The organism is Variovorax jilinensis (assembly GCF_030316885.1).
In the GTDB taxonomy this organism is placed as follows: Bacteria; Pseudomonadota; Gammaproteobacteria; order Burkholderiales; family Burkholderiaceae_C; genus Variovorax; species Variovorax jilinensis.
On the sequence record NZ_JASZYQ010000003.1, the window covers coordinates 405,069 to 430,224 of the forward strand.

Consider the following 25,156-nt stretch of genomic DNA (forward strand, 5'->3'; position numbering starts at 1 on the left):
CCTCGTTCCAGAAAATGACCCACGTCGTCTCCGAATCCTGCATCCGCTGCAAATACACCGATTGCGTCGACGTGTGTCCGGTCGATTGTTTCCGCGAGGGGCCGAACATGCTGGTGATCGACCCGGACGAATGCATCGACTGCGCGGTCTGCATTCCCGAGTGCCCGGTCAATGCGATCTACGCCGAGGAAGACCTGCCGGCCAACCAGCTCGCCTTCATCAAGATCAACGCCGAGCTGGCGCTGGCCGACGGCTGGAAGAGCATCACCAAGCGCAAGCCCGCCCTGCCCGACGCCGAGGAGTGGAAGGACAAGACCGACAAGATCGGGGAGTTGGTGCGCTGAGCACGCCGGCAGCCCCGATCGAGACCGATGCGCTGATCATCGGCGCGGGGCCCGTCGGCCTGTTCCAGGCCTTCCAGCTCGGCCTGCTCGAGATTTCCTGCCAGATCGTCGATTCGCTGCCGCGCGCCGGCGGCCAATGCGTGGCGCTCTACGGCGACAAGCCGATCTACGACATTCCCGGCACACCCGTCACCACCGGCCGCGGCCTCGCCGAAGCGCTGCTGCAGCAGGTTGCGCCGTTCAGGCCCGGCTTCCATCTCGAGCAGCAGGTTGCGACGCTGGCGCGCCAGGAAGACGGCCGGTTCCTGCTCACCACCACGCTCGACAGCGCCTTCCTGGCCCGCACGGTGTTCATCGCGGCCGGTGTCGGCGCCTTCGTCCCGCGGCGCATCGCGCTCGACGGCATCGAACGCCTCGAAGGCAGCCGGCTCTTCTATCACCCGGAGGCGCTCGAGCGCTTCGCAGGCCAGCAGGTGATCGTGCAGGGCGGCGACGATGCCGCACTGGCCACCGCACTGGCGCTGCTCCCGCTCGCGGGCCGGGTCACGCTGCTGCACCGGCGCGACGTCTTCCAGGCCGAGGAGGCCACGGTCGCCGAGATGCGCGCGCAGGTCGCGGCCGGCGCGCTGCAGCTCGCGATCGGACAGCCCACGGCCTTCGACGACAGCACGCTGCAGATCGCGACGCCCGACGCGGCGACACTCGGCCTGCCCTTCGATGCGCTGGTCGGCTGCCTGGGCATCTCGCCGCGGCTCGGGCCGATCGCCGACTGGGGCCTGGCGCTCGAGCGCAAGCAGGTCCCGGTCGACACCGAGAAGTTCGAGACCCGCGAGCGCGGCGTCTTTGCGGTCGGCGACATCAACACCTACCCGGGCAAGAAGAAGCTCATCGTCTGCGGCTTCCACGAAGCCACCCTGGCCGCCTGGGGTGCAGCGGCGCTGGTGTTCCCGGACAAGTCGATCCCCCTTCAATACACGACCACCAGCACGCGGCTGCACGCCCTGCTCGGCGTTGCACACTGATCCGATCCTGAACCCAGCGTGAACCGGGAGTTCATGCTGCCGACATGCGCGCTTCCTACGATCTGTTGCCATGCAGCAGGTCAACATCGCGCTCTTCCAGTGGCTTTCGGCGGGCCACGCACCGAGCTCGCCGTGGCTCTGGAGCGCCGGCCTCATCGTCGCCGCAGCCTCATGGCTGTGCGCGGGCCTGCTGGGCCTCGCCGCATGGCGCCAGCCCGCGCAACGCGGCTACGCGGTGGCCGTCCTGTGTGCAGCCGGGGTCGCCTCGCTCATGGCCCATGCACTGGCCGACGCCATCGCGATGCCTCGGCCCTTCATGGCCGGGCTGAGCCCGAACTACGGCGGCCACGGCGCCCGCGGATCGCTGCCCAGCGCGCACGCCAGCGTGATGTTCACGGTGGCGCTGGTGCTCTGTCTGCGCCCTGCCCTGCGCCGCACAGGTGTCGCCGTGTTCACGCTGGCGCTCGCCATGGGCTGGGCCCGCATCCACATGGGCATGCATTTCCCGCTCGACGTGGCGGCGGGCCTGCTGCTGGCCCTCGCCATCGCCGCATCGCGTTCCAGCTGCTGGCGCTCGCCTGGCGTCAGCTGAGCCGTCGGCGCGCGCGCGCCGGGCTTGCCCCGGCCGCCCTCGCGCCTACAATGCTCGCTCGCTAGGGGTGCGAGCCCGGTTCTGCCGGGCCCGCTGAGAAAACACCCTTTGAACCTGTTCGGCCGACGGCCTTTGCGCGCGCAAGCATGCGTCGCGAAGGGCGAAGGCCGGAGTTCCGCAAGGCCATGCCGCGCGGGGCTGAGTTAATCCTCGCGCAGGGAAGCCGGTCCGGTGATCGCCTCGTTCTCTCGCGCGGCACTTCTTTCGCCGGCCTCGCCCACCTGCCAAACATTTGCGTGGAGCAATTGGATGGCAATCACCAACGAAGACATTTCGGCGCCGACCGGCGCCAACGAAGCCCTGACGCCGCTGCGCGAATCGGCACGCGTGTTCCAGATGCGCGACCACATGGCGCTGTGGTTCAGCCTCGGCGTCGGACTGCTCGTGATGCAGATCGGTGCCTACCTGGTGCCCGCCGTGGGCACGCGCGACGCCCTGATGGCGATCGTGCTGGGGTCGGCCATCGGCGCCGGCCTGCTGGCCTGGACCGCGCGCGTCGGCTGCGAAAGCGGCCTGGCCAGCGCCGGCCTCATGAACGCCACCTACGGCAGCGCCTTCGCGCGCCTGCCCGTGCTGCTCAACATCGTTCAGCTGATCGGCTGGACCACCTTCGAGATCGTGATCATGCGCGAGGGCACGCAGGCCATCGGTGGCCAGGCCTTCGGCTGGCAGCTCGGCGGCCCGCTCGGCACGCTGGTGACGACGCTGCTGTGGGGCGCGGTGCTGCTGGCGCTGCTGGCCGGCTCGATGGTCAAGCTGGTGCGGCGCTTCGTGACCCGCTTCGGGCTGCCGCTGGTGGTGCTGTCGCTGGCCTGGCTCACCTGGCAGTTCGCGACCCGGCTGCATGCCAAGGGCCTGGAGGCCTTCTGGAGCCGGCCCGGTGACGGCAGCATGGGCATGTTCGGCGCGCTCGACCTGGTGATCGCGATGCCCGTGTCCTGGCTGCCGCTGGTGGCCGACTACGCACGCCACGGCAAGCGCAGCGCGGGCGGCCCGGGCGGTGCCTTCACCGGCACCTGGATCGGCTACGTGCTGGCCAATATCTGGTGCTATGCGCTGGGCGTGATGGTGGTGAGCGTGGCCGAACCGGGCACCAACCTGGTCGCCGCGCTGCTGCTGGCGCAGGGCGGGCTGGTGGCGCTGGGCCTGATTCTGATCGACGAACTCGACAACGCTTACGGCGACGTCTATTCGGGCTCGGTCTCGGCCCACAGCCTGCAGCCCCGCTGGAGCGTGCGGCGCTGGGGCCTGCTGCTGTGCACCGTCTGCATCGCCTTCGCGCTGGTGCTGCCTATGCATTCGCTCGAGCCCTTCCTGCTGCTGCTGAGCTCGGTCTTCGTACCGCTGTACGGCGTGATCCTCGGCCGCTTGGGCACGGGCAGCGCGCCGGTGCCGGTCGGCAGCCGTCGCATCGACTTCGCCGCCGCCGGCATCTGGATTGCCGGCATCGCGATCTATCACGGTTGCGCGGCCTGGGCGCCTCAGTGGGGCTCGGCGCTGCCCACGCTCGCGATCACCTTCGTGCTCGCCATGGTCACGCGGCCGCGAGCGGCAGGCGGACACTCGGCACTGGCGCAAAGCCGTGGTTGAGCGGACCGTGCCCGCGGCCCACCTGCACCTGCGCACCGGCCTCCATGGCGGCCACCACGTAGCCGCGCGCCCGCTCCACCGCCTGCGGCAGCGCGAGGCCCAGCGCCAGGTGGGCGGCGATGGCCGAAGACAGCGTGCAACCCGTGCCGTGCAGGTTGCGGCTCGCGATGCGCGCGGACGACAGCCGCAGGCGCTCGCCGCCGGCTTCGGCCAGCAGGTCGACCACGTCGTCGCCCGGCAGATGGCCGCCCTTGAGCAGCACCGCGCGGGCGCCCAGCGCCAGCAGTTCGCTGGCGGCGCCGTCGAGCGCATCGACGCCGTCGATCGCGTGCCCGACCAGCAGGGCCGCCTCGTCGAGGTTCGGGGTCACGACCACCGCGCGCGGAAACAGCTCGCGCACCAGCACGCTCACGGTGTCGGCCGCGATCAGCCGATCGCCGCTGGTCGCGACCATCACGGGATCCAGCACCACGTTGGGCAGCCGGTAGTGGTCGATGGCCCAGGCCACCACCTCGACCACCTCGGGCGCATGCAGCATGCCGAGCTTGACCGCGTCGACGCCGATGTCCTCCACCACGGCCTGGATCTGCGCCTTCAGGAAGGCCGGCGGCACGCCGTGGATGCCCGACACGCCCAGCGTGTTCTGCGCCGTGAGTGCCGTGATCGCCGTCATGCCGTAGCAGCCGAGAGCCGCGAAGGTCTTGAGATCGGCCTGGATGCCGGCGCCGCCGCCGCTGTCGGAGCCGGCGATGGAGAGCACGCGTGCGTAGCGGGACAATGCTTGGGTCATGACGAAAATTATCGACCACGCGCACGACGCCCGCGGCGCGCCCGTGCCTGAAGCCGCGATGAACGCCCTGCGCACCGATCTTCCGTTCCGCTCCGCGGCGGTGCTCGGCGCCGGACTCATGGGCCGGCTGATCGCTCTCGCGCTGGCGCGTTCAGGCTGCTCGGTCGACCTCTACGACGCCGCCGGGCCCGACGCCGAAGGCGCGGCCGCCCGCGTCGCGGCCGCGATGCTGGCACCGCTGGCCGAGTCGGCCGTCGCGCCGGCCTCGGTGGTGCGCATGGGGCATCACGCGCTCGACCGCTGGCCGGCCCTGATCGCCGAGCTCGCCGAGCCCGTGTTCTTCCAGCGCGAAGGCACGCTGGTGCTGTGGCACCGTCAGGATGCGGCCGAGGCCGCGCGGCTCGAGCGCGTGCTGGCGCGCACCGGCGACGCCGTGCCCGAGCTGCCGGCGATGCGCCCGCTCGACGGCGCCGGCATCGAGGCCATCGAACCGGCCCTGGGCCAGCGCTTTGCGCGCGGCCTGCTGCTGCCCGGCGAAGGCCAGCTCGACAACCGCGGGCTGCTGGGCTCGCTGCTCGCCACGCTGCAGTCCCTGCCGGCCGCGCTGATGCGGCTGCACTGGCATTCGCCGCGCAGCATCGACGACTTCGCGCCCGGCACCGCGGGCCAACCCGATCGCGTCATCGACTGCCGAGGCCTCGGCGCGAGGCCCCAGTGGCCAGCACTGCGCGGCGTGCGCGGCGAGGTGATTCGCGTGCATGCGCCCGAGGTGGCGCTGACCCGTCCCACGCGGCTCGTGCATCCGCGCTACCCGATCTACATCGCGCCCAAGCCCGATCACCTGTTCGTCATCGGCGCCACCGAGATCGAATCCGACGACATGTCGCCCGCCAGCGTGCGCTCCACGCTCGAGCTGCTGAGCGCCGCCTACGCGGTGCACAGCGGCTTCGCCGAGGCCCGCATCGTCGAGATCGCGACCCAGTGCCGCCCCACGCTGCCCGACAACCTGCCCGCCGTGCGCGAGCTGCGCCCGCACGTGTGGCAGATCAACGGGCTCTACCGCCACGGCTTCATGATCGCGCCGGCACTGCTCGATGTCGCGATGGAACTGCTCGCCGGCAAGAAAAGCGCGCTGGCCGAGCGCCTCGGGCTCGCATCGCAACGGGAGGCGACGGCATGAACGTGCTCATCAACGACATCCCGCGCACACTGCCGGCCGACACCACGCTCGCCGAGGCGCTGGCGCTGATCGAAGCCAGGCCGCCGTTCGCGGTCGCGATCAACCGCGAGTTCGTGCCGCGCTCGGGCTACGCCGATCGCCGGCTGCAGACCGACGACCGCATCGAAGTGATCCGCCCCGTCACCGGCGGCTGACGACGGACGGAGACAAAGGAAATGGAACACCGACCATGAACGCAACCGCATCCACGACCGATCCGATGGTTCTCTACGGCCAGAGCTTCCAGAGCCGGCTGCTGCTGGGCACCGCGCGCTATCCCTCGCCCGACCTGCTCGAGGCCGCGGTGCAGCGCGCGCGACCGGCGATGCTCACGGCCTCGCTGCGGCGCCAGACCGCGAGCCCCGGGGGCGCAGGCCCCGACAACGGCTTCTGGGAGCTGCTGCGCCGGCTCGACGTGCCGGTGCTGCCCAACACCGCGGGCTGCCACAGCGTTCAGGAGGTCATCGCCACCGCGCAGATGGCGCGCGAGCTCTTCGACACGCCCTGGATCAAGCTCGAGCTGATCGGCGACGACTACACGCTGCAGCCCGACACGCTGAACCTGGTGGATGCCGCATCGCAGCTGATCCGCGACGGCTTCCAGGTGCTGCCCTACTGCACCGAGGACCTGGTGCTGTGCCAGCGGTTGGTCGACGTCGGCTGCCAGGCCGTGATGCCGTGGGCGGCGCCAATCGGCACCGGTCGCGGGCCGGTCAACCCCTACGCGCTGCAGGTGCTGCGAGAACGGCTCAAGGTGCCGCTGCTGGTCGACGCCGGCCTCGGCCTGCCCTCGCATGCCTGTCAGGTGATGGAGTGGGGCTACGACGGCGTGCTGCTCAACACCGCGGTCGCTCTCGCGGAAGACCCGGTCGCGATGGCCGGTGCCTTCGCCGATGCCGTGCAGGCGGGACGCGCCGCGCATCGCGCCGGCGCCATGGCAGCGCAGCAATCCGCACAGCCCAGCACGCCGGTGCTCGGCACGCCGTTCTGGCACCACGCGGCTTCGCAATGAGGGCCCTGCATCCATGAACACCGCCACCCTCGATTCCGGCGCCATCGCCACGGCCATCGTCGAAGTGCATGCCTCGCGATTCGGGCAGGTGTCCGATGCCCGCGTCTCGTTCGACGGCAATGACGATCCGCTTCACCGCGGCGTGAAGCAGGGCTGCGCCGCGCTGGGCTTCATCGACATCGACGCCGAGTGCCTGGCGCGCGCATGGTGCGCGCAAACCGAACGCACGGGCGGTTTCGATGCCCGCGCCTGGCCCGCGAACCCGGTCGATTTCGGCTTGCGCCCCTTCCCGCCCACCGCGCGCGAGGATGCCTTCCCGCGCTGCCCGACCGCGCTCGGCCTCTACGCCGTGCTGCCCGATGCGCAATGGGTGGGCCGCATGGCAGGTGCGGGCGTGCCCACCGTGCAGCTGCGCTTCAAGTCCGACGATGCGCAGGCGATCGAGCGCGAGGTGGTGGCGGCGGTCGAGGCCGTGCGCGGCACCGATTCACTGCTCTTCATCAACGACCACTGGCAGCAGGCGATCGACGCCGGCGCGTACGGCCTGCACCTCGGCCAGGAAGACCTGGATGCGCTGTCGCCGGCGCAGCTGCAGGCGATCCGCGCCTCGGGCATGCGGCTCGGCGTCAGCACGCACGGCTACGCCGAGATGCTGCGCGCCGACCGCGCGAGCCCGAGCTACATCGCGATGGGTGCGGTCTACCCGACCACGCTCAAGCGCATGGCGACCGCGCCGCAAGGCGTGGCGCGCCTCGCGGCCTACGCGAAGCTGATGCACGGCTATCCGCAGGTCGGCATCGGCGGCATCGACGAGCAGCGCATGCCCGAGGTGGCAGCGACCGGCGTCGGATCGATCGCAGTAGTGCGCGCGATCGTCTCCGATCCGGATCCCGAGGCGGCGGCGGCGCGGTTGATGGCGATCTGCGGGCGCTGACGCGCTCCGGCGTGGCTCTGTCGACAGCGCCTTGTGCGCTGTGCAAGGACACCGCCAATAAAAAAAGCCAAGACGGTTCGCGGGGAACGATCTTGGCTTCTTCTGCCCGCAGCAACTTGCTGTCGTCAACGGGCTTCTTGTTCTGGCTCCTCGACCTGGGCTCGAACCAGGGACCTACGGATTAACAGGCCGTGCAATGACTTTCTGAAGGTGTGGAAACGTGACCAAGAATAGGCCATTTTCATTGGAGAAACTGTAAATATTAGTCCGTAGGAGTAAACTGTGGACACGGCCGAAAGTGGACACGGAAGTGGACACGAAAGGCCCCCTCGACCCTACGGACTACCGAACATGGCGACCGCTACGACCCCCACTGACCACATCAGAGCCATCCAAAACCTGCAACCCGGCAAAACTGCCAAGCTGATGAAAATCCTTCCCGTCGGCGCGCTGATCGCGCGCCGCGAGGCCAGCGGGCAAGTCGTCTTTAAGTGGCGTTACACGATCGATGTCGATGGCGAGCGTGTCGAGGGCCGGCCCTTGGTCGGGGTCTACGATCCGGCCGCGCCTGTGCGGTCGGTCGAGCCGACTGCAGACAGCGGCTTTAGCGTCCTGGCTGCTCAGCGCCGAGCTGAGCAGATGGCCGCGCAGCACCATCAGACGCGCGATCAAGGCGGACGCCCGGCAATCGAGCGAGCAGCGCGCGAGCGGCGACAGCAACAGAAGGCGAAGCAGGCCGCCGCTTCAGATCACACGCTCTCGAAGCTTTTGGCGGCCTACGTCACCGATCAAAAGAAACTGGAACGCACTTCATGGGCGGATGCCGAAGGCATCTTCAAGATGCACGTTGACGCGGCGCACCCTGAAATTGCGGGCAAGCCGGCGCGCGATGTGAGCCCGGCTGACATCGTCGCTCTACAGCGCACCCTCGTGGAAAACGACAAATTGCGGACGGCTGCAAAGCTGCGCAGCTACGTCGGCGCAGCCTACCGCCGCGCCATCGACGCTCCGATGACCGCGACGACATCCAGTGCCTTTACCGCGTTCGACATCAGCACGAACCCGGTCGCAAGCACCAAGCCCCCGGCAGGCGCTAACAAGGCGGACAAGAATCCCCTTGCCCTGCGCGAGCTGCAAGCCTATTGGCGCGCACTGAAGGCGACCGACACCCGCATCGCGGCCCTGCTGCGGCTGCACGTCGCGACTGGTGGTCAGCGCGTGCAGCAACTGGCGCGACTGAGAAATGCTGACATCGATGGCGATCACATTGCATTGTTCGATGGCAAGGGCCGACCGGGTCAGCCTGCGCGCAAGCATCTCGTTCCACTGACAAAAAACGCGCTGGCGGCGCTGGCCGCCTGCCGCAATACGGCCGGCGAATTCGCGCTATCGTCGGACGGCAAGAGCGTCCCCGATCACAATTTCGCGCGCCGCGCAGCCCAAGCGATTGCGGCCGAGGCGGGGCTCGCGGGCTTTACCCTGAAGCGCGTTCGCAGCGCCGTGGAGACCGCTCTCGCGCGTGCAGGCGTCAGCGAGGAACATCGGGGACACCTACTGAGCCATGGCCGGCAGGGCGTTCAGCAACGCAACTACAACGCCTATGAATTCGAGCGCGAGAAGCGCGCAGCTCTGGCGGTGCTGGACAAGCTGCTCAATGCGTCTGCCGGCAAGGTCGTGTCGCTGCCGGCTCGCCGCGCGTAGCTTGGGCGCCAAGCAAAAAATCATTTACACGGCTTTTCCTCGAGCTTACTATCTTGAACGTCCGTGCCATGACGTAAGAGCCCCGACCACTGCTTTTGCAAGTATCCCGAGAGTTCGACAAGTAGCCGCATCGACAAGACCCCTTCGCACTCCCCAGGGCGTGAGGGCAACTTGTTGACCGTTTCTAGTCGGGAGCCCTCATGGCAGCCACCCTCAAGACCACACGCGAGCCGCAGCGGCTCGGCGACGACGACCTTCGGGTCTTCGATATTTCCGCGCTCATGAGCGTTTTCGCGCTGAGCAAACCGAGCATCTACGGCCTCATTAAGTCCGGCCGCCTTCGCACCTTCATGGTCGGCCGCTCGCGCAGGGCCACGGGTCGCGCGATCCGCGAGTGCCAAGAGGCGCTTGAGGTTGCAGCCGCTGAGCAAGATGCGCACGGGCTGGCAAGCAACTTTCGCAAGAGCGCTGGACTGAAGGCCAATGCGTCGCACTCGGGCGATGTGGGCCAGCTGCCGGAACCTATCGGCGGTATCAGCCGCCACGTCCCGCGCAAGGCCCGCCGCGGTTCGGCGCCCAGCGTCAACCAGCCCAACTAAAAAACCCCGCGCCAGCGCTGCAGGCTGGGCGGGGTCTCTCGCGACTGATCGGTCGCACCCGGGAAGGTGCCGACACCTTACATCACGTCGCGGTGAGACCGAAAGCCCCCATCGCCTGCGCGCTGGTCAACCTCGAAGGGAAGACCGTATGCATACGAACCACGACGACGCCGCTGTCGACCTGAAGTGGGAATCGGCCCTGTGTGCGCGCGCCGCGCTGCGCGGCATTGCCGTGCATCGCAGCACCACGGATCGCGGTCAACCGTGCTGGATCGCGTCGCGCTGGAACCTCACGAAGGCGCTTGGCTCGCTGGCCGAGCTGAGTGCCTGGGTTGACCGGGTCGGGAGCGATCGCTCATGAGCGATAGCAGGCCGTTTCGTCGACTGCGCATCATCCGCGACCGCTCGGCCCATAGGGGCAGCGAGCTGCTCTTGCTTTACGCGCTCTTCAGTCACAGTGACGTGCACGGCTACTCTTACCCCGCAGTCGCGACCCTGGCCCGTGAGGCCCGCATCGGCTTGAGGCAGGCGAAGTATTCGCTCGGCAAGCTGAAGGCCTCGGGCGAGATCGACATCGAGAGCAAACGCGGCTTGGCTGGCACCAACCGCTACCGCATCAACTTCGATGTCATCGAGCAGCAGCCGACGGTGTCTGAGGGCTTGCCGGCTGACCCGGATGCCGCTGAGTCTGAGCACCTCGATGACACGAACAAAGTGCAGCCCACTGCACTTTCGAAAGTGCAGCCCACTGCACTTTCCGAGGCCAAAGAGCGCGACGGCAAGGTGCAGTTTCCGACAGTCAAAGTGCAATACAGCGTCAATCAAAGTGCAGTGGAGTGCACCCAATCTGCCAGAACAGCCGATAAGAACAGCCAAGGGGGAGCGCACGCGAGCGCGCACGCGCCCGCGCAAGTGCCCGCGCGAGACCTCATGAGTGCGTCGACGGCAGCGGGGCGCGCGCTTCCTTCCCGCCTCGACTTCGAAGGGGATCGCGATCGGGATCGGAAGCCGAAGACCGTCAGCAAGGCGGTACCCATGCCCGAGGACGTCGACCGGCAGACGTGGGACGACTGGCAGGCGCTGCGCAAGAGCAAGCGGGCGCCGATCACCGCAACGGTCGTGAAAGGCGCTCGGGCCGAAGCCGAGAAAGCCGGCATGTCGCTCGATGCGTTCTTGTGCGAATGGGTCACGCGCGGGTCGCAGGGCCTGAAGGCCGAGTGGCTCACGAAAGATTTCCGTGCAGCAGCATTCTCGGCCGGGCTCGCGCGCCCTCAGACATCGGGACCAAAGCCGGTCCGTGAGTACACGCCCGAAGAGGATGCCAAGTACGACGCAATTAACGATGCGATGAGCAACGGTGACCACTCCTACACCGTTCAGGAGTGTCGTGATGCCGTGCGCTGGTTTTTCGACGGTGGCCGCGACAGGATGCCGCGCAATCAAAGCAATGCGAAGGAGAGGACACCATGACGCCTTACATGACCACGACCCTTTCCCTGGCCCTGCGCCTGGGCCTGCCCCATACCCGGCTCGTGCGCGCCGTTGAACGCGCGAAGGCCGACTCACCTGACCTAGGAGCTCGTCACTTCGAGGCCTCGACCGGTGGACCTCTGCCGCCGTACTGGCGCATTCATGGCCTCGGCGGTGCCTACCTGATGGCGGGCGCCCCCTACCTGCCAAACACGAAAGCCGTGTGGCACTGGCGTCAGCAGATCGTCGAGGCCATGGGCAAGGCTCTCGACGAGGCCGGCGTCACCGATGCCCGGGTCTTCGGGGCGTGCGGGATTCCAACGCACGACGACGGCCACGGGACGCGCCAGCCTTGACCATGTTCGGGTTGGCCGAGCCGCGTCGCCGCTCGAGGGGGCGAGTGCCAGGTTCGGGGGGCTATATCTGAAAAGAGTCGAGTGCCTGCCGACCGAGCAGTGCTGACGGGCATACTTTTTCTATCGCGATCTTATTGGCTGGCCCCAGCTATTCGCCGGCTATATAAAGCTCCTAGCCCTCCCCACCGTTGCCCCCTGATGGACGCCTGATCGACGCTAACGCCGTCCGACCATCGCCTTTCCCGCGAGTCGGCGAGAAACGCCGTTGTGCTACTCTCTCAGCGCAAGTGTCGCAACGAAACTATATAAATCAAAAGAGGCGAAATTGGCTTTACAGACCCGAAATGTCTTCATAGATACTCAGTCGTTCGTGAAGGCAGGCCTAGATTTTCGCTCAAAGGCGATACGCGCATTTGCAGATGCTGCGGGTGATGACGAATTCAATCACTTGATGACGACGATCTCCGTTCAAGAAGTGAAAAATAAAATTCACGATGCGATCAAGGAAGGCCTGGGTCGTGTCATGGATTTCAGGCGCAAGGCAAAAATGCTGGAAACCTCCACTAATCCTGTAATTGCCGGATTCTTTGCCGCGTACGATCAAGCTAGTGTTCAGTCACATGCGCAAGATGTTTTTCAGGAATTTATCGATGACAGTAATGCGACAGTTCTCGACCTCTCAAAGGTAGATGCTAACGAGGTGTTCCGCAGATATTTCCAGCACGAGGCTCCTTTTCAGGAAGGCAAGAAAAAAGACGAGTTTCCCGATGCTTTCAGCATGCTGGCGATCGAGGCCAATCTCAAAAACGATGAGGAATGCTACGTTGTTTCCGAAGACTCTGACCTTATGGCGTTCTGCGCGGAAAACAAGAGATTCTTGCTTATCGAGGATTTGGCTAGTCTGTTGGACTTGTATAACAGTCACGATGAAGAGCGTGCTACGGCGATCAAAAGCTATCTGGCAATCCACGATGAGCAAATTCGAAAAGAAATTGCAGATGAAGTAGAGCGGGCGGAGTTCTACAACGTTTCAACTTGGGATGACGCCGAGGTCCACTCGCATACGGTAATCGGTGTCGACAACTTCGACCCCGACATTATTTCTATGGATGATGAAACGTGCCTCGTCTCATTCGACGTTGCTGTCCACTATGAAGTCGTTGTTGAAGGGCCAGATTTCATCAACGGATACTATGATAGAGAAGAGGACCGGATGTACGCCGCCGGAAAGTCCCGTCGGGAAGAGAGTTCGTCCCTCGATGTGTCGGTAGAAATTGAGATGTTCTTTGAGGTCCAAGAAAACAAATTTGTCATCACGGACATGATTGTCCAAGTGCCAAATCTGGGAAGTGGAATTGAGATAGCCGTCGAAGAAACAGAAAGTTATTACTAAGGACTATCGGATTGGTCATTCGGCTGGGCTGCAGTCTTGGAGATTTAACAGGAATCTTGCAATTTTTCGCGCACTGTTTATGCTGTGCTCATCTGTGCGACGGTGTTCGATTCGTTCGATTTAAACCCGGCACGTTTCTCTAGCTTGAGGGACTGCCGATGACATCGACCGCCGACACTCCGCGCTGCGACACCTCCCCCACCCTCGGCGAACTGCTGAGGGCAAGGCTCGCCGAACCCCGTGACCCCAACGCGCCCCTTACCGAGCTGGGTCGGCAACTGCGGGAGACGCTCGCCAAGCAGGAAGCGGCGCGGCTCGCGACCAAAGCGTCTACCGGCCTAGCGGCCGAAGGCTCGATGCTCAAAGTCATGGCCCTTTGCCGTCGGGGGCCGCAATGAGCGCCGTCCTGACCGACCTGCGCCCCGGTCCGGCCCAGGTTCGCGAAGCCCACGCCACCCGCGCCGCGCTGCTCGAAGCGGTCGCCATCATCACGCGCTGCGGCGCTCGCAATCGCGGGGTTGCCTCGGCACTGTCCGCGCTCGGCGACCACGAGCAGGGCGAGGCCTTGAAAACCGTCGTCGGCTTCGTGGCGCGTGCTGTGCAGGGTCCCGCGACGACCACGGCCCCAGCCTGGGCGGCCGAGCTGGCGCCGCAGACCGTGCTCGATTGGGTCGACCTGCTCGGCGACGAAGGCGGCGTCGTCGCTCGACTGCCGCTCGCACGTTTCGACCTCGACGGCGGCATCGTCAAGGTGCCGTATCGGACAACGCGCACGCTCGCCGCAGCATTTCGCGCCGAAGCCGCACCGATCCGCGTCGCAGGCGCCACGCTGGCCCTGCAGGCGCTCGAAGGCCGCTCGATGGGGGTCATTGCCACCTGCAGCGCTGAAGCGATCCTCGCGGCCTCTGACGCTGTTCTGCAGCGCTTGATTCGCACGGGCATGGTCAGCGACACGGCCGGCGCGCTTGATACCGCATTTTTCGATGCGGTGCCTCGCGACGCTATCCGCCCGGCAGGGATTCAAAACGGCATCGACCCTGCCGACACTGCCGCGTCATCGGGCGCGACGCTCGAAGACATCGTGAGCGACATGCGAGGCCGCCTCACGCAGCTGCACGCGCGCGGGCTCGGCGGCATCGCCTCGCGCGTCAGCTGGGTCATGCACGCCGACCTCGCCGCGTCGCTGCTGACGCTGTCCGACGAGCTTCGCCTTCGCGCCACCTTCCTCGGCCTGCCGGTCATCTCGTCGCTCACGGTACCGCCCGACGTGGTCTTTCTGCTCGACGGGAACGCCATCGGCTTTGCTGCTGATGTGCCGACCTTCGAGTCGTCGACCGAGGCCACGCTGCACGAGGATGACGGCGCGCCGAATGCCGATGAGAAAACCGGCGCGACGGTGCTGCCCCTGGCGACGGGATCGTCGGGTGCCGGCGCCATCACCGCCGCCCCGGTGCGCAGCTTGTTTCAAACCAATGTGACCGCGCTGAAGGGCGTTTGGCAAACCGACTGGGCCGTGCTTCGGCCCGGCGCGGTGCAGACCATCACCGGGGTCGCGTGGTGACCGCGCTCGCCTACCTCACCCGCGACCTTTCGCCCTCGTCGAGTCAAAAGGCCGGAAACCCGGCCTCTAAGCCGGGCGGCCCCGACATCGCGGTGCGCGACGGCGCCTTCGAGGTCCGGGACCGGCGCACCGGCCGTGTCGAGCGCATCTCGATGAGTCGTCCCGACATCGCGCGTCACATCGCCGCGCATGGCGCCCCCGGGCCGGCCGCCCGCCAGCGCACCGGGTTGACGATGTCAGCTATCAACGTCATCGGTGACGCCATCGGCGAGGCGCTCCGCCAGCGCGAAGCCCCGGACTGGCTGACGCTGACCGCTGCCGATGTCGAAGTGATTGCGACGGCCCTGAAGCAGCGCGACGCGCGCATCGTCGCGCTCGAATCGCGGATGGGCCGCAAGCCGACCGGCCGCATCGCTGGCGTCCTCGGGCGTGCAGCAGCATCCCTGGCGGCCGCCGACCGCGTCCTGCTGGGCTGAATGCGAAATCCGAGATTAGTCCGATGCTTTGCGCAGGCGAGCCGTTACAGCAACCAAACGAGCTGCGTCCGCGCATCCTCCTGGTACTGCTGAGCGCCACGGCAACGAACCCGCTCGCGCTGGAATTGCTGAAGGGGCCGGGGGCCTTCGTGGACAGGCCGATGGACGCTGTCGCGCGGCTGGCTGGCGGAGTCTTGAGCTGACAGCCGGCGGTCCCGGATCGGCCGCCTGGGACGCGATCGGCGCGCGAGGGTGCACTACCCCGCCCGAAGCGTTGCGTCGGCGCAGCGCCGCCGTCCTGGCGGGTGGTTCCCCCCGTTAGCAGGCTGGAGGTTCGCGGTTACGCTCTGTCACATGGCAGAAGAACCGATCCTCGAAATGGACTTCAGCAACAAGCTAGAGGTCACGATCAACAATAAGCGTCCGGTCATCTTGACCGACCTCACGCTTGCACTGCTCGGCGTCGGGCAGCAGTTCGAACGGTTCATCGAGAACGAGACGACAGATCAGCACGGCGTGGGCGCTGAGCTCTTTGTGAAGGATGTTCGGTCCGGCTCGATCATCTTCGACCTCGTCGCGCAGGCTATGCCGGTGGTGCCGTTGCTGTGGGCCGGTGGGTCGGTCAGCGAGTGGATCAACTACGCTAAGGATGTCCTTCTGTGGCTGAGCGGGAAGCTGAAGGACAAGCCCAAGGACTTGAGCAAGCAAGACCTCAAGCAGTGGAACAACATCTTGGAGCCGGTCGCGAAGGATGCAGGCTCGCAGATGACGTTCGGTCATGTCGAGGGCGGTGTCGTGATCACCCAATACATCGTGTCATCAGCCGAAGCGAACGCCGCGCAGAACTCGATCAAGCGCGAACTCGCAGCCTTGGACGAGCCGTCGGACAACGTGCACCGGAAGCGCGCAATGGTCTGGTATCAGACCCGCTTCGACGAGGACTCCCCGACGGGAAACAAGGCAGTGATCGAAAGCATCAGCAAGTCGCCCGTCAAGGTCATCTTCGAGAACAACGCGGACCGCAAGGCCATGCTCGAAGGCGACAAGCGATTCGAAAAGCCGTGGCACCTGCTCGCGTACATCGTCGACGTGAGCGTGCAGACGATTCAGGGCGTGCCCAAGGTCTACACGATTCTGAAGGTCTACGACGAAGACACCTTCGACCCGGACGAGTAGACCTTAGCTAGGAGCAAAAGTATGAATGGCCCTCTGAGCATCAAATTGGCGACACCTGTCGCGCTAGGTTTGGCGGTGCTGCTGACCGGTTGCGAAAAGCTGAAGGCAGTCGACGAACTCACGGCGCAGTCGGCGAGCAACAAGGAAGAAATCGACTCGCTCAAGAAATCGCTTGCGGACTCGCGCAAGGAAGCCGATGCACTTCGAAGTCAGGTCATCGGCATGTACGACCGCATTGCCGCCGTAGAAGCCGCGCAGGCCGCGCAAGCGAAAGCGACGAAGGCACCAGCCACGCCGTCACCACCTGAACCGTTGGGGCCGCAAGAGGTTGCCATCTTGAAGGCTGCTATCGAAGCCTGCGTGCAGGTCGGTCGTGCAGTACCACCGCCCCAATATTCGGACGGCGCGATGACCAAGGGCTTCGATGCCTACTACAACGCGATCACAGGCCGCGTGCAAAACAATGTTCGCTATCAAGGCGAGATGCCGGCCCTCTATGCTTTCAACAAATGCATGGTGGGCAAAGGCATCTCCGTCGGTTGAGTCGGCCTGATTCCGATGTTGGATGAATAAAAGAATGCCACCTTCGACCGTGCCGACGCAGGCGGCGCTGAGTCGCTACGCCAGCGCTATGACCGAAATCAACCTGCGGCTCGACGCGGTCGACACGCTCCACGCGCGCACGCTGCAAATGGACAACGTCGACCAGCCCCCCGAGTGGCTGTTCACGTGGGAACAGATTGCGGTGCACCTTCGCAAGGTCGTCGAACTGATCGTCTTCAGCAGCATGGTCGCGCATCAGGACAAGTACCGCGAGGTCTATCCCGACTTCGCATCGCATTGGAAGATCGGCAAGATTCTGAAGAAGCTAGAGACCATTCACCCGGCCTTCTTTCCGATCAGCACCAAGATCACGACCACCGCCGAGGGTGCACACCACGCGCCCATGAACGACGACCCGAAGGCAAGCCGCGCAGACCTCGAAGTGCTCTACGACAAGTGCTCGGACCTGATCCATGCCTTTCAGCCTTTCAAGTACGAGAGCGGCGCTGTGATCGATCTAATGTTCACGCCACCGCAATGGACGACGCTGATCCGAGGCCTGCTGCAAGAGCACTTCATCATGCTGTTTGGCAACCAGACTGCGTTCATGGTGCAGATGACGGCGCCGCCCGATGGGTTCGTGCGAGTCGCGCTGCTGCAGGCCGAGGGACCTGCCACACACGTGCCGTCGTCGGCTTCAGGGCAATCTAGTGTCGGAGGGTGAAGTGTTCGCAGATGTACTCGCAAAGCTTGGCGGTTGGGTGGCCGTGATCATCCTGGCGCTCACTGCCATTTGGCAGGTGTTCAAGCACCTTTCGAGCAAATGGCTAGACGGCAAGTTCGATGAAAAACTTAAGCGGCTTGAACAGCGTCACGAGCGCGCGCTGCGTCACCTTCAAAGTTCGATAGATCGCGAGTTAGACCGGGCGCGCAAGTTGAACGCGCAAGAATTCGACGCCCTTAGTGAAGGGTGGGCCGTGCTTCATGAGGCCTACTGGCGCGTGCGCGGCCTTACAGGGCGGACCCGTGGCGTCCATCATTTTGAGAGCATGAGCGCCGGGCAGGCAGCGGCCTTTATCGAATCGTCAGAACTTGCGCAGTGGCAAAAGCAAGAAATCACTGCGATCGACGTTGCAGCGGACCGGACGACTTACAACCGCAAGGCTATGGATTGGATCGGCCTTCGAAAAGGCAGGGCGGCACGGCAAGCACTGGTCGTATTCATCGATCGCAAAGCGATCTTCATGCTGCCCAACATTCGCCAGCTTTTCGACGCCCTAGAGGTCATGGTGAACGCAGCGCTTGCCGAGTTCAATATCCATTTGGAGATGCATGACGAGGGGCAGCGAAATTTCACCAAGCACGAGGTTTTGGCAACCGACGGCGAGGCCATCTACCGGGAGCTAGAAAGGCTTATTCGCGATCGTCTTTGGTCGGCGGTGCCGCTGACCACGCCGTTGATCGACGATGAGGGCGCAGCCGCAGCCGCCGCCAGCAACGCCTAGCGACGAGCACCAACTAGGCCGCGACCAGCGCCCAGGGTGGTCGGCGCGCATAATCACTTTCTCTGACTGAGCCGCGCACGCACGTCCTCGACGCGGTCGCCTACGTCGCGAACCGCGAGCTGCAGCTCGGCCTCGGAGCAGCCGAAGGTCAGCATCCAGTTGGCGGGGTCAGGAGAAACCTGAGCGATTGCGACCATTGGTGGTATGCCCGGCGCGGGTATCCTGCGCGCCATGGAGAAAGAAATTGGCGCCCCGCGCCACTACCACATCGAGGAATACAACGACGGTCCCCTGAAGACCTACGTAGTGTTTCTCGATACCACCGAGCCTGACGCCGAGAATGACGAACACGAGGGCGAGGTCATCAACGAGTTCTACACGCGCGAGGAGGCCGAGGCCTGCATTCAGGCGTTGATCGTAGGGCTGTCCTGAGCATGCTCACCTCGCTGCGACGGTGACCGTGACGCCCTGAAAGCATCGACCAGTAAAGTAGCGTCAGCCGAGGGCAGCGGGTGGAAACGTCAAAACGTGGACACCAAAGTGGACACGAGCGGGCAAAGAAAAAGAGCCTGCTACCAAATTAGTAGCAAGCTCTTTAGTGCCTGTAAGGCTTATAGTGGCTCCTCGACCTGGGCTCGAACCAGGGACCTACGGATTAACAGTCCGGCGCTCTACCAACTGAGCTATCGAGGAACAAGCCTCAGATTATAGCGTGGTTTTTTGGGGCTTCCTGACCAACGCGTTTCCGAGGACAAAGTTTTCGAAGTTTTTCTTCGATGGCCTCGACGCGGCAGCACCGTGTCGAAGCACAGCCGCGATTCTCGCAGATCACACGAGGGTGCGATCCGCGCCTTTCTGTCGCGCCGCGATGCCCCGCCGACGATGGGTCCAGAATGAGCGCCCCTTTCATCGGCGAGGCACCCGCACTGCCGGACAACGAAGAGCACATGAGCGAGCACCAAGAACACGACCCCGATCTCGTTCCCACGCACACGACCGCGGCCACTCAGCTGGATGTCTTCGAGGCGTGGCGAAGGGTCGACCTGCGCGCCTGATGGTCCGACGGCCTGCCGCCAAGGCGTGCCCGGGCCTTGGCACTTACAACGCGGCGCGTACGAGTTCCCATTCGTTGAAGCCGCCGTCGACGTCGTGGCGATGGAACACGATGGGTGCCAGCCCCTTCGGTTTCGTCGTCGATCCCGCAGCGGGCTCCTCCGAGTCCTCCGATGCACCTTGGGCATCAATGATTCCCGCCATCTCGGCAGCCTCGATCCTGGCGGCAATGCCGGCGTCGCGCGCCCTGACTTTCTCTTCGTAGAGCCTCTTCACCTGGGCCGACGCCACCACGTGATACTTGGGTGCAGCCTTGCCCACCTCCGCAAGCTCCGCGCGGGAGAAGGCCTTGGTCGGTTCCGGCAGATGCACGAATACCCAGACGACATGAGGCGCTGCGTTGAGCGCCTGCGCGCCGACGATCCATTCGTCGATCACGGCCGACTTGACCTCCACACGCGCCGCGCGACTGCCAGAGCCTGAAATGACGACGACGTCGGTGCTCTTGCTGTTGCCGTAGGTGATCGAAGCCTGAATCCGTCTTCGGAAGAGTTCCGACGCAACGCCGAACTCCCCGGCGAGTTGGATGAACTGTTTCTCTTCCTGGCTCTTTGCCATGCGCGCCTTGTGTCAATGGGATGCAGGGGCTCGAATCGTGCCACAGCGGGAGCCTTCGGGCGCCTGCGCTCTTCGGGTGTCTACCTATGGGCATCGAAGCCCGTCTCGATTAATTTCTCACCTAGAGAAATAAATTAATCCAGACGCGTGACCGACCCTCGAACCACCCGCGGCCAGGTGCTGGCCATGCTCCGCGACCAGGGCCCGATGCCCCGGGCCGAGATCGCGCGGCGGCTGGCCTTGTCGGCGACCACCATCACGCGGGTGGTGAACGAACTCGAGGCCGACCAGGTCGTCGCCGAAGGCCAGGCGGCCGCGGCCAACGGCGCCGGCCGGCCGGCGAACACGCTGCACATCCTGTCGGAGTCCTGCTGCGTGGGCGCGATCCAGCTCGGCATCGGGATCGTGCAGCTCGGCCTGTTCGATGCCATGGGCCGATGCCGCGCGAGCGACCAGTTCAGCTACGCGGTCGACAAGCCCGCCGACAAGGTGCTGCAGCTGATTGCCCGCGCGCTCGACCGCCTCTGCGCCAGCGCCGCGATCGACCGCGGCGCCCTGCTCGGCATCGGTGTCGCGGTTCCGGGGCCGGTCGATGCCGCGGGCCGTCGGCTGCTGATCTCGATCAACCTGCACTGGCAGGACATCGCGGTGGCCGAGATGCTGGAGAAGCTCACCGGGCTGCCGGTCACCGTGGAGCACAACGTGCGATCGATGGCGCTGGCCGAGGTGCGCTTCGGCCAGGGCAAGGGCATCGCGAGCGTGGCCTTCGTCTACCTGCGCACCGGCCTCGGCGCCGGCCTGGTGGTGGAGGGACAGCCGTTCTCGGGCGGCGTGCACGGCGCCATCGAGCTCGGCCACCTGCCGGTGATCCGCGACGGCGCGGCCTGCGTCTGCGGCGGCCGCGGCTGCGTCGAGACGGTGCTCTCGGAAGCGGCGCTGCGGGCCACGCTCGAACGGCTGGACATCGATCCCCAGCCCAACGCCCTCACAGCCCTCTGGACTGCCGCGCGCACGCGCCGCGACGCAGCGCGCGCGCTGGACGCTATCGTGAACCCGCTGGCGATGGGCCTCAGCGCCCTCACGACCCTGCTCAATCCCGAACTCGTGCTGCTGGGCGGTGCGCTCGCGGACATTCCCGACGAGCTCCTCGAACAGATCGTGCAGGCGTCCTGGCGCGGCGCCTTTCCCGCGATCCGCATGTCGATCCGCATGGAGCGTTCCCGCCTCGGCGCGGACGTCGGCCTTGCGGGTGCGGCCGCGGTGGCGCTCGATCGCTTCTTCTACGCCTGAACGGAGACCCCGATGCCTCTCACTCCTGCCCTGTCGACCTGCGCATGGAGCAGTCCATGACGCCATCGACCCTGGATCCCGCCGCCGCGATGGTCGAGTTGGACACGGCCGCGGACTCTCACGCGACCACCGACGGGCCACGGCGTCCGGCATCGATGCTGTGGCTCTATCTGACGACGCTCGCGCTGGGCCTCGGGCTGTGGTGGCTGGCGGCCGCGCGCTCGGGCAACGCGCTGGTGCCGAGCCCGGTGCAGGTCGCGATCGCAGCCTGGGAACTGGCGCTCGACGGCAGCCTGTTCGCCAACGCCGCCGCGAGCCTGGGCCGCGTGCTGACCGGCTTCGTGCTCGGCGTCGCGCTCGCCATTCCGGCCGGCTTCCTGATGGGCTGGTACCGGCTGGCGCGCGGGCTGGTCGAACCCTGGGTGCAGTTCATGCGCACCGTGCCGCCACTGGCGCTGATCCCGCTGGTGATCGTGATCCTCGGCATCGGCGAGGACGCCAAGGTGTTCGTGATCTTCCTGGCCTCGTTCCTGGCGTGCGTGCTCGCCACCTACCAGGGCGTGCGCAATGTCGACAACACGCTGGTCAACGCCGCGCGCGTGCTCGGCGCCGACGACTTCACGATCTTCCGCCGTGTCGTGGTGCCGGCCTCCACGCCCTTCATCTTCGTCGGCATGCGCGTGGCGCTCGGCTCGGCGTGGGCGACGCTGGTGGCCTCGGAACTCATCGCAGCGCCGACCGGCCTGGGCCGCATGATGCAGGTCGCCACCCAGTTCCTGCAGACCGACCGGATCGTGGTCGGCATCATCATGATCGGCCTGCTCGGCTTCGTGATGGACCGCTTGCTGCTGTGGGCCGAGCGACGACTGACCTCCTGGCAGGAGGTGCGCGGATGAACGCCGTTGCCACTCCGGCGAGCGCCGCCATCTCGGTGCGCAACGCCTCCAAGGTCTACGTCACGGAGCGCGGCCGCACGGTCAGCCTCGATCGCGTGAGCCTCGACATCGCGCGCGGCGAGTTCATCACGCTGGTCGGGCCCTCGGGCTGCGGCAAGTCGACCATGCTGAATCTCATCGGCGGCCTCCTGATGCCAAGTTCGGGCGAGGTGCTGGTCGACGGCCGCGCCGTCACCGGCCCGGGCCCGGACCGCGGCGTGATCTTCCAGCAGTACGCGCTGTTCCCCTGGCTCACCGCACAGCAGAACGTCGAGTTCGGGCTGCGCCTGCAGGGCCTCGGCAAGGCCGAGCGACACGAGCGCGCACGCCACTACCTCCGGCTCGTCGGGCTGCAGGACTTCGGCCACGCGCTGCCCAAGGAGCTGTCGGGCGGCATGAAGCAGCGCTGCGCGATCGCACGCGCCTACGCGGTCAACCCTTCGCTGCTGCTGATGGACGAGCCCTTCGGCGCGCTCGACGCGCTCACGCGCGTGCAGATGCAGGACGACCTGCTCGCGACCTGGGAGCAGGAGCGCAAGACGGTGGTCTTCATCACCCACGACGTCGACGAGGCGGTGTACCTCGCCAGCCGCGTGGTCGTGATGAGCCCGCGCCCGGGCCGCATCAGCGAAATCATCGACGTGCCCCTGCCCTATCCGCGCAACGACGAGCTGCGGCTGTCGCCCGAGTTCGCCGAGATCCGCGCCCGCGTCTGGCGCGGCGTGCACCACAAGAGCCACCCCGTTCACACACCCTGAGGAGACAACCGCCATGAAGAACGAGACCATCCAACGCCCGGACCGCCGGGCCGTGCTGGCGCGCTGCGCCATGGCCGGTGCGGCCACACTGGCCGGCAGCGCGGCCTGGCTCGCGCCGACGAGCCGGGCGCACGCTCAGGCGGCGGCACGGCCGCGCGTGAGCCTCACCGTGGGCTACATCGACACCAGCATCAATGGCGTCGGCGTGATCGCGGCCGCCAACAAGCTCGACCTCTGGGCCAAGAGCGGCATCGACGTCAAGCTGATCCCCTTCACCAACGGACCGACCCAGATCCAGGCCATGGCCGCGGGCTCGCTCGACATCGGCTACGTGGGCGGCGGCGCGATCTGGATGCCGGCCTCGGGCCAGGCGGTGCTCATCACGCCCAACGAGAAGACCTTCGGCGACTTCCTGCTGGCGCGCCCCGACAGCGGCATCAGGAGCGTGCAGGACATGCGCGGCAAGAAGGTCGGCGTGCCTGACGGCGGCTCGGGCGAGATGATCCTCACGCTCGCGCTCGAGGCGGCGGGCATGACCATGAAGGACATCCAGCGCATCCCGCTCGATCCGCCCAACGTGGTGTCGGCCTTCGTCGCGGGCCAGATCGACGTGGCCGCGATCTTCTCGCCCTTGGCGAACCAGATCCGCGAGCGCCTGCCGAACACGGTGGTGATCGCCAACAACAAGGACTTTCCCAAGACCGAGTTCATTGGCGCCTGGGTGGCTTCCAAGCAGGCGCTGGCCAGCAAGCCCGAGGCGGTGCAGCGCTTCCTCGAGGTCTGGCAGCAGGTGAACGACTACCGGCTCAAGAATCCGAAGGAAGTGGTGGCCTGGGCTTCGGCCGCATCGGGCGCTCCGGCAGCGCAGCTGCAGGGTCAGGTCGACGCTCTCGAATGGTTCCCGTCGAGCCAGATCCTGGCCGACAACAAGAGCGGCGCGACGCGCCAGCGCTTCGTGACGATGCAGGAGCTGTTCGTCAAGCTCGGCCGCATCAAGACGCCGGCGGCGCCCGACGCCTTCATCAACACCGATCTCTTCAACAAGGCCATGGAGAGCCGCAAGTGAGCCTGGCGCCGAAGCGTCCGCCGGTGCGCATCGCGATCCTCGGCGCCGGCTTCGTGGCCGACTTCTACCTGCGCGCGCTGCAGTACGTGCGCGGCCACGAGGTGGTGGTGCTGATGGCGCGTTCGGCCGAGAAGGGCCGCGCCCTGGCCGAACGCTACGGCGTGCCCGAGGTGGCGACGTCGGTGGCCGAGGCGGTGGACCGGGCCGACGTCGACCTGGTGCTGGTGGCGCTGCCGCACGACCTGCACCTGGACGTGGTGCGCCAGATCGCGGCCGCGCGCAAGGCCCTCGTGTGCACCAAGCCGCTGGGCCGCAACGCGGCCGAGGCCACCGCGATCCTGCAGTTCGTGCGCGAAGCCGGCGTCTGGCACGGCTATGCCGAGACCGAGGTCTTCGCGCCGGGCCTGGTCAAGGCCAAGCAGCTGGCCGACAGCGGCGCCATCGGCCGCGTCCTGTCGGTGCGCGCGCGCGAGGCGCATGGCCATCCGCATGCGCATGCGCGCGTGGCCGAGCGCATGGGCGGCGGTCCGCTGCGCGGGCTGGGCTGCCACTGCGTGGCCATCGGACGCTGGTTCCTGGGGCCCGACAATCCGCCGCTCGAGGTCATGGCCTGGGGCGACCGCCTGCACCGCGAGGACGTCACTTCCGAGGACAACGCGGTCGCGATCGTGCGCTTCGCCGACGGCCGCATCGCGCAGATCGAGGCCGGCTGGACCCACATGGCCGGGCTCGACGTGCGCAACGAGATCCACGGCAGCCACGGCTGGATCGGCACCGACGAGACCGGCTCCACGGGCGTCCATGCCTTTGCGGGCCGCGACGCAGGTTATGTGGTCGAGAAGGCCGGCGCGGCCACGGGCTGGATCACGCCGGTGGCCCAGGAACCCTGGGTCTACGGCTATCACGGCGAGCTGGCGCATTTCATCGAATGCTTCGCGGCCGGCACGACCCCGCGCCAGACGCTCGATGATGGCCTGATCGACAACGCCGTGATCGATGCCGCCTACCGCTCGATGCAGTCGCGCACCTGGGAGCGCATCGATCTCTCGGGCCTCGACGCCCTTCCCCATTCCGCTACCGAGTCCACCTGAGA

The 25,156-nt window shown here is 66.1% G+C and carries 31 protein-coding genes and 1 tRNA gene; 28 read left to right on the plus strand and 4 right to left on the minus strand.

The window, feature by feature from the left end; genetic code table 11:
• Positions 1 to 14: 14 nt before the first annotated feature.
• The 4 genes from fdxA to QTH87_RS13405 all read left to right on the plus strand — a co-directional run bounded on the left by fdxA (position 15) and on the right by QTH87_RS13405 (position 3,608).
• Entirely contained in the window at positions 15 to 344 is a 330-nt protein-coding gene (gene fdxA / locus QTH87_RS13390) for a ferredoxin FdxA (protein ID WP_286609623.1), read from the plus strand.
• On the plus strand, positions 302 to 1,366 hold the full coding sequence (locus QTH87_RS13395) for an NAD(P)/FAD-dependent oxidoreductase (protein WP_286609624.1): 1,065 nt from the start codon (positions 302 to 304) through the stop codon (positions 1,364 to 1,366). The genes fdxA and QTH87_RS13395 overlap by 43 nt, the downstream gene beginning before the upstream one ends.
• 70 nt (positions 1,367 to 1,436) lie before the next feature.
• The gene (locus tag QTH87_RS13400; protein WP_286609625.1) at positions 1,437 to 1,958 is read left to right on the plus strand and encodes a phosphatase PAP2 family protein; all 522 of its coding nucleotides are present in this window, start codon (positions 1,437 to 1,439) and stop codon (positions 1,956 to 1,958) included.
• Positions 1,959 to 2,267: 309 nt separating this feature from the next.
• Entirely contained in the window at positions 2,268 to 3,608 is a 1,341-nt protein-coding gene (locus QTH87_RS13405) for a purine-cytosine permease family protein (protein ID WP_286609627.1), read from the plus strand.
• Here QTH87_RS13405 and thiD read toward each other — a convergent pair.
• A complete protein-coding gene (gene thiD, locus QTH87_RS13410) occupies positions 3,553 to 4,398 on the minus strand; it encodes a bifunctional hydroxymethylpyrimidine kinase/phosphomethylpyrimidine kinase (RefSeq protein ID WP_286609629.1) in 846 nt (281 codons plus the stop codon). The two genes, QTH87_RS13405 and thiD, sit on opposite strands and share 56 nt — an antisense overlap.
• 58 nt (positions 4,399 to 4,456) lie before the next feature.
• Here thiD and QTH87_RS13415 point away from each other — a divergent pair, with 58 nt between their 5' ends.
• The 17 genes from QTH87_RS13415 to QTH87_RS13495 all read left to right on the plus strand — a co-directional run bounded on the left by QTH87_RS13415 (position 4,457) and on the right by QTH87_RS13495 (position 18,343).
• The gene (locus QTH87_RS13415; protein WP_286610395.1) at positions 4,457 to 5,578 is read left to right on the plus strand and encodes an FAD-dependent oxidoreductase; all 1,122 of its coding nucleotides are present in this window, start codon (positions 4,457 to 4,459) and stop codon (positions 5,576 to 5,578) included.
• Positions 5,575 to 5,772, plus strand: a complete 198-nt coding sequence (thiS, locus tag QTH87_RS13420; RefSeq protein ID WP_286609631.1) for a sulfur carrier protein ThiS — start codon at positions 5,575 to 5,577, stop codon at positions 5,770 to 5,772. The genes QTH87_RS13415 and thiS overlap by 4 nt, the downstream gene beginning before the upstream one ends.
• Positions 5,773 to 5,807: 35 nt before the next feature.
• Positions 5,808 to 6,629, plus strand: a complete 822-nt coding sequence (locus tag QTH87_RS13425; RefSeq protein WP_286609633.1) for a thiazole synthase — start codon at positions 5,808 to 5,810, stop codon at positions 6,627 to 6,629.
• Between the two features lie 13 nt (positions 6,630 to 6,642).
• A complete protein-coding gene (locus QTH87_RS13430) occupies positions 6,643 to 7,563 on the plus strand; it encodes a thiamine phosphate synthase (protein ID WP_286609635.1) in 921 nt (306 codons plus the stop codon).
• 351 nt (positions 7,564 to 7,914) lie between these two features.
• Positions 7,915 to 9,264, plus strand: a complete 1,350-nt coding sequence (locus QTH87_RS13435; RefSeq protein WP_286609637.1) for a site-specific integrase — start codon at positions 7,915 to 7,917, stop codon at positions 9,262 to 9,264.
• Positions 9,265 to 9,464: 200 nt separating this feature from the next.
• Positions 9,465 to 9,863 carry a MerR family transcriptional regulator gene (locus QTH87_RS13440; protein ID WP_286609639.1) on the plus strand — a complete coding sequence of 133 codons (399 nt, stop codon included), beginning with the start codon at positions 9,465 to 9,467 and terminating at the stop codon, positions 9,861 to 9,863.
• Positions 9,864 to 10,011: 148 nt separating this feature from the next.
• Positions 10,012 to 10,224: a hypothetical protein gene (locus QTH87_RS13445; RefSeq protein ID WP_286609641.1), complete on the plus strand. Its 213-nt coding sequence runs from the start codon at positions 10,012 to 10,014 to the stop codon at positions 10,222 to 10,224.
• The gene (locus tag QTH87_RS13450) at positions 10,221 to 11,333 is read left to right on the plus strand and encodes a phage replication initiator YdaU family protein (protein WP_286609643.1); all 1,113 of its coding nucleotides are present in this window, start codon (positions 10,221 to 10,223) and stop codon (positions 11,331 to 11,333) included. The genes QTH87_RS13445 and QTH87_RS13450 overlap by 4 nt, the downstream gene beginning before the upstream one ends.
• Positions 11,330 to 11,689, plus strand: a complete 360-nt coding sequence (locus tag QTH87_RS13455) for a hypothetical protein (protein WP_286609645.1) — start codon at positions 11,330 to 11,332, stop codon at positions 11,687 to 11,689. Before QTH87_RS13450 ends, QTH87_RS13455 begins: the two co-directional genes overlap by 4 nt.
• A gap of 325 nt (positions 11,690 to 12,014) precedes the next feature.
• Complete coding sequence (locus QTH87_RS13460) at positions 12,015 to 13,082, plus strand: PIN domain-containing protein (RefSeq protein WP_286609646.1); 1,068 nt, start codon at positions 12,015 to 12,017, stop codon at positions 13,080 to 13,082.
• Positions 13,083 to 13,240: 158 nt separating this feature from the next.
• Positions 13,241 to 13,480 carry a hypothetical protein gene (locus QTH87_RS13465; RefSeq protein WP_286609648.1) on the plus strand — a complete coding sequence of 80 codons (240 nt, stop codon included), beginning with the start codon at positions 13,241 to 13,243 and terminating at the stop codon, positions 13,478 to 13,480.
• A complete protein-coding gene (locus tag QTH87_RS13470; protein ID WP_286609650.1) occupies positions 13,477 to 14,643 on the plus strand; it encodes a hypothetical protein in 1,167 nt (388 codons plus the stop codon). Before QTH87_RS13465 ends, QTH87_RS13470 begins: the two co-directional genes overlap by 4 nt.
• Positions 14,637 to 15,119 carry a hypothetical protein gene (locus tag QTH87_RS13475; RefSeq protein ID WP_286609652.1) on the plus strand — a complete coding sequence of 161 codons (483 nt, stop codon included), beginning with the start codon at positions 14,637 to 14,639 and terminating at the stop codon, positions 15,117 to 15,119. Before QTH87_RS13470 ends, QTH87_RS13475 begins: the two co-directional genes overlap by 7 nt.
• A gap of 354 nt (positions 15,120 to 15,473) precedes the next feature.
• Entirely contained in the window at positions 15,474 to 16,295 is an 822-nt protein-coding gene (locus tag QTH87_RS13480) for a hypothetical protein (protein WP_286609654.1), read from the plus strand.
• Between the two features lie 21 nt (positions 16,296 to 16,316).
• Entirely contained in the window at positions 16,317 to 16,838 is a 522-nt protein-coding gene (locus tag QTH87_RS13485) for a hypothetical protein (RefSeq protein ID WP_286609656.1), read from the plus strand.
• Positions 16,839 to 16,887: 49 nt separating this feature from the next.
• Positions 16,888 to 17,562 carry a hypothetical protein gene (locus QTH87_RS13490; RefSeq protein ID WP_286609658.1) on the plus strand — a complete coding sequence of 225 codons (675 nt, stop codon included), beginning with the start codon at positions 16,888 to 16,890 and terminating at the stop codon, positions 17,560 to 17,562.
• 37 nt (positions 17,563 to 17,599) lie between these two features.
• A complete protein-coding gene (locus tag QTH87_RS13495) occupies positions 17,600 to 18,343 on the plus strand; it encodes a hypothetical protein (protein WP_286609659.1) in 744 nt (247 codons plus the stop codon).
• 53 nt (positions 18,344 to 18,396) lie between these two features.
• On the opposite strand, the gene QTH87_RS13500 is transcribed toward QTH87_RS13495, so the two are convergent.
• Positions 18,397 to 18,540 carry a DUF3606 domain-containing protein gene (locus QTH87_RS13500; protein ID WP_286609663.1) on the minus strand — a complete coding sequence of 48 codons (144 nt, stop codon included), beginning with the start codon at positions 18,538 to 18,540 and terminating at the stop codon, positions 18,397 to 18,399.
• A gap of 7 nt (positions 18,541 to 18,547) precedes the next feature.
• On the opposite strand from QTH87_RS13500, the gene QTH87_RS13505 reads away from it, so the two are divergent.
• A complete protein-coding gene (locus QTH87_RS13505) occupies positions 18,548 to 18,775 on the plus strand; it encodes a hypothetical protein (protein ID WP_286609666.1) in 228 nt (75 codons plus the stop codon).
• 185 nt (positions 18,776 to 18,960) lie between these two features.
• On the opposite strand, the gene QTH87_RS13510 is transcribed toward QTH87_RS13505, so the two are convergent.
• Positions 18,961 to 19,036 (minus strand) — tRNA-Asn (locus QTH87_RS13510).
• Positions 19,037 to 19,236: 200 nt separating this feature from the next.
• Here QTH87_RS13510 and QTH87_RS13515 point away from each other — a divergent pair.
• Positions 19,237 to 19,398 carry a hypothetical protein gene (locus tag QTH87_RS13515; RefSeq protein WP_286609667.1) on the plus strand — a complete coding sequence of 54 codons (162 nt, stop codon included), beginning with the start codon at positions 19,237 to 19,239 and terminating at the stop codon, positions 19,396 to 19,398.
• A 43-nt stretch (positions 19,399 to 19,441) separates the two neighbouring features.
• Here QTH87_RS13515 and QTH87_RS13520 read toward each other — a convergent pair whose 3' ends face one another.
• A complete protein-coding gene (locus QTH87_RS13520; RefSeq protein ID WP_286609669.1) occupies positions 19,442 to 20,014 on the minus strand; it encodes a hypothetical protein in 573 nt (190 codons plus the stop codon).
• 147 nt (positions 20,015 to 20,161) lie between these two features.
• Here QTH87_RS13520 and QTH87_RS13525 point away from each other — a divergent pair, with 147 nt between their 5' ends.
• Genes QTH87_RS13525 through QTH87_RS13545 form a run of 5 tightly spaced genes read left to right on the plus strand, consistent with a single transcriptional unit; the run spans position 20,162 to position 25,154 of the window.
• A complete protein-coding gene (locus tag QTH87_RS13525) occupies positions 20,162 to 21,304 on the plus strand; it encodes an ROK family transcriptional regulator (RefSeq protein WP_286609671.1) in 1,143 nt (380 codons plus the stop codon).
• 56 nt (positions 21,305 to 21,360) lie between these two features.
• Positions 21,361 to 22,200, plus strand: a complete 840-nt coding sequence (locus tag QTH87_RS13530; RefSeq protein WP_286609673.1) for an ABC transporter permease — start codon at positions 21,361 to 21,363, stop codon at positions 22,198 to 22,200.
• Entirely contained in the window at positions 22,197 to 22,997 is an 801-nt protein-coding gene (locus QTH87_RS13535) for an ABC transporter ATP-binding protein (RefSeq protein WP_286609675.1), read from the plus strand. The genes QTH87_RS13530 and QTH87_RS13535 overlap by 4 nt, the downstream gene beginning before the upstream one ends.
• Before the next feature lie 13 nt (positions 22,998 to 23,010).
• Positions 23,011 to 24,063, plus strand: coding sequence for an aliphatic sulfonate ABC transporter substrate-binding protein (locus tag QTH87_RS13540; RefSeq protein WP_286609677.1), 1,053 nt, complete (start codon positions 23,011 to 23,013; stop codon positions 24,061 to 24,063).
• Complete coding sequence (locus QTH87_RS13545) at positions 24,060 to 25,154, plus strand: Gfo/Idh/MocA family protein (RefSeq protein WP_286609678.1); 1,095 nt, start codon at positions 24,060 to 24,062, stop codon at positions 25,152 to 25,154. The genes QTH87_RS13540 and QTH87_RS13545 overlap by 4 nt, the downstream gene beginning before the upstream one ends.
• The last annotated feature ends 2 nt before the right edge of the window (positions 25,155 to 25,156 follow it).

Coding starts and splice junctions, on each gene's coding strand:
- fdxA (WP_286609623.1), top strand. CDS start 15: ATGACCCACGTCGTCTCCGAATCCTGCATCCGCTGCAAATACACCGAT.
- QTH87_RS13400 (WP_286609625.1), top strand. CDS start 1,437: ATGCAGCAGGTCAACATCGCGCTCTTCCAGTGGCTTTCGGCGGGCCAC.
- QTH87_RS13405 (WP_286609627.1), top strand. CDS start 2,268: ATGGCAATCACCAACGAAGACATTTCGGCGCCGACCGGCGCCAACGAA.
- thiD (WP_286609629.1), bottom strand. CDS start 4,398: ATGACCCAAGCATTGTCCCGCTACGCACGCGTGCTCTCCATCGCCGGC.
- QTH87_RS13415 (WP_286610395.1), top strand. CDS start 4,457: ATGAACGCCCTGCGCACCGATCTTCCGTTCCGCTCCGCGGCGGTGCTC.
- thiS (WP_286609631.1), top strand. CDS start 5,575: ATGAACGTGCTCATCAACGACATCCCGCGCACACTGCCGGCCGACACC.
- QTH87_RS13425 (WP_286609633.1), top strand. CDS start 5,808: ATGAACGCAACCGCATCCACGACCGATCCGATGGTTCTCTACGGCCAG.
- QTH87_RS13430 (WP_286609635.1), top strand. CDS start 6,643: ATGAACACCGCCACCCTCGATTCCGGCGCCATCGCCACGGCCATCGTC.
- QTH87_RS13435 (WP_286609637.1), top strand. CDS start 7,915: ATGGCGACCGCTACGACCCCCACTGACCACATCAGAGCCATCCAAAAC.
- QTH87_RS13440 (WP_286609639.1), top strand. CDS start 9,465: ATGGCAGCCACCCTCAAGACCACACGCGAGCCGCAGCGGCTCGGCGAC.
- QTH87_RS13445 (WP_286609641.1), top strand. CDS start 10,012: ATGCATACGAACCACGACGACGCCGCTGTCGACCTGAAGTGGGAATCG.
- QTH87_RS13450 (WP_286609643.1), top strand. CDS start 10,221: ATGAGCGATAGCAGGCCGTTTCGTCGACTGCGCATCATCCGCGACCGC.
- QTH87_RS13455 (WP_286609645.1), top strand. CDS start 11,330: ATGACGCCTTACATGACCACGACCCTTTCCCTGGCCCTGCGCCTGGGC.
- QTH87_RS13465 (WP_286609648.1), top strand. CDS start 13,241: ATGACATCGACCGCCGACACTCCGCGCTGCGACACCTCCCCCACCCTC.
- QTH87_RS13470 (WP_286609650.1), top strand. CDS start 13,477: ATGAGCGCCGTCCTGACCGACCTGCGCCCCGGTCCGGCCCAGGTTCGC.
- QTH87_RS13480 (WP_286609654.1), top strand. CDS start 15,474: ATGGCAGAAGAACCGATCCTCGAAATGGACTTCAGCAACAAGCTAGAG.
- QTH87_RS13485 (WP_286609656.1), top strand. CDS start 16,317: ATGAATGGCCCTCTGAGCATCAAATTGGCGACACCTGTCGCGCTAGGT.
- QTH87_RS13500 (WP_286609663.1), bottom strand. CDS start 18,540: ATGGTCGCAATCGCTCAGGTTTCTCCTGACCCCGCCAACTGGATGCTG.
- QTH87_RS13505 (WP_286609666.1), top strand. CDS start 18,548: ATGCCCGGCGCGGGTATCCTGCGCGCCATGGAGAAAGAAATTGGCGCC.
- QTH87_RS13515 (WP_286609667.1), top strand. CDS start 19,237: ATGAGCGCCCCTTTCATCGGCGAGGCACCCGCACTGCCGGACAACGAA.
- QTH87_RS13520 (WP_286609669.1), bottom strand. CDS start 20,014: ATGGCAAAGAGCCAGGAAGAGAAACAGTTCATCCAACTCGCCGGGGAG.
- QTH87_RS13530 (WP_286609673.1), top strand. CDS start 21,361: ATGACGCCATCGACCCTGGATCCCGCCGCCGCGATGGTCGAGTTGGAC.
- QTH87_RS13535 (WP_286609675.1), top strand. CDS start 22,197: ATGAACGCCGTTGCCACTCCGGCGAGCGCCGCCATCTCGGTGCGCAAC.
- QTH87_RS13540 (WP_286609677.1), top strand. CDS start 23,011: ATGAAGAACGAGACCATCCAACGCCCGGACCGCCGGGCCGTGCTGGCG.